This window comes from Streptomyces sp. rh34 (genome assembly GCF_002551245.1).
GTDB lineage: Bacteria > Actinomycetota > Actinomycetes > Streptomycetales > Streptomycetaceae > Streptomyces.
The window spans coordinates 1-1,575 of sequence record NZ_NTGZ01000519.1; the positions used below are offsets into that span (position 1 = coordinate 1).

Here is a 1,575-nt window from a genome sequence, read left to right on the forward strand (position 1 = left end):
CCCTGCGCAGGTCACCCGTGCCGCCCCCGCCCCGCCCGCTCGCCTTCACCGGCCGCCCGACCGTCGCCGACGGGACCGGTACGGCGGACCGCGACGGAACCACTGCCGGGACCGGTACGGCGGACCGCGACGGAACCACCGCCGTGACCGGCGCGGCGGGCCGCGCGACGCCCCTCGTGGAGCTGGACGACGTTTCCGTCGGGGACCGCCTCCGCCTCCCCTCCCTGCGCGTGGAATCGGGAGCCCGCCTCCTGGTGACCGGTGAGAACGGGGCCGGGAAGACCACCCTGCTGCGGGTCCTCGCGGGAGACCTCACCCCCGACGCGGGCACGGTCACCCGCCGCGCCCGCATCGGCTACCTCCCGCAGGAACTGCCCGCGCGCCCGACCCGGCGCACCCTGCTCACCACCTTCGCGGCGGGCCGCCCCGGCTTCCCCGACGAGTACGCCGACGAACTCCTGACCCTCGGCCTGTTCCGCCCCGAGGACCTCGACGTGCCCGTGGCGTCCCTCTCCATCGGCCAGCAACGGAGGCTGGCCCTGGCCCGCCTGGTGACCCGGCCGGCCGATCTGCTGGTACTGGACGAGCCGACGAACCACATCGCGCTGAGCCTGGTGGAGGAGCTGGAACAGGCCCTCGACCAGTACCGGGGCGCGGTCGTCGTCGTCTCGCACGACCGCAGCTTCCGGGCCCGTTTCACCGGCGACGTCCTGGAACTGCGGGCAGGCCGCCCGGCCTACGCGTCGGGGGAGGCGGCCGTCCCGAGCACCTGAGCGCGCAGCCGGCCGACGAACACCCGCTGGCCGACGATCAGCCGCTCGGCGGCCAGCTCCGGCGTGCACCAGGCGAACCGGTCCATCTCCGGGAACTCCTGCTGCACGCCGGACCCGCGCGGCCACTCCATCGAGAACGTCCCGGGCACGACGGACGCCACGTCCAGCTCCGCCTCCAGGGCCCAGACGGTCACCGTCTTGCCGCTGCGCTGCCGTGACTCGCCCAGCGCGATCCACTCACCCGACGGGACCGGCACGCCCAGCTCCTCCACGAACTCCCGCCGGGCGGCGGCCTCCGCGTCCTCCTCCGGTCCGTACTCGCCCTTCGGCACCGACCAGGCGGCCGTCTCCCGTCCCGCCCAGAACGGACCGCCCATGTGCCCGATCAGCACCTCGACATCCCGCTCGCCCACGCCCTCCACGACCCGGAAGAGAAGAAGCCCCGCACTGCGCCTGCCTGTCGACATGTCGGCAATTCTGCTGCGGCGCGGTGCGGGGCGCCACGCGGGCCCGGCATGATCCGGAAGGAAGCGCTACGCCTTCCGGTAGCCGTACGCCTCCGAGGCCGCGGCCTCCACCGCCGCGAGGTCGCCGCCCGCCGAGGCGGTCACCACGGCGGCCACCGCGCCCTCCACGAACGGCGCGTCCACCAGCCGCGTGCCCTCGGGCAGCTCATCGCCCTCGGCGAGCATGGCCTTCACCGTGAGGACCGCGCTCCCCAGGTCCACCAGGACCGCGACACCCGCACCCCGGTCCACCGAGGCGGCGGCCCGGCCGATCAGCTCCGCGCTCGTCCCGAGCC

Annotated in this window: 3 protein-coding genes; 1 reads left to right on the forward strand and 2 read right to left on the reverse strand. The window is 75.1% G+C overall.

The window, feature by feature from the left end; all coding sequences use genetic code 11:
* Positions 1–773: ATP-binding cassette domain-containing protein (locus CR470_RS37865; RefSeq protein WP_143663995.1), on the forward strand; the 773-nt coding region annotated here is incomplete at its 5' end.
* Here the strand turns inward: CR470_RS37865 and CR470_RS37870 are convergent.
* Together CR470_RS37870 and CR470_RS37875 are read right to left on the reverse strand one after the other, a co-directional pair.
* Positions 737–1,240, reverse strand: coding sequence for an NUDIX domain-containing protein (locus CR470_RS37870; protein ID WP_097872281.1), 504 nt, complete (start codon positions 1,238–1,240; stop codon positions 737–739). The two genes, CR470_RS37865 and CR470_RS37870, sit on opposite strands and share 37 nt — an antisense overlap.
* A gap of 66 nt (positions 1,241–1,306) precedes the next feature.
* Positions 1,307–1,575, reverse strand: a 269-nt coding sequence (locus CR470_RS37875) for a PTS-dependent dihydroxyacetone kinase phosphotransferase subunit DhaM (RefSeq protein WP_373561479.1), incomplete at its 5' end; no start/stop codon positions are given.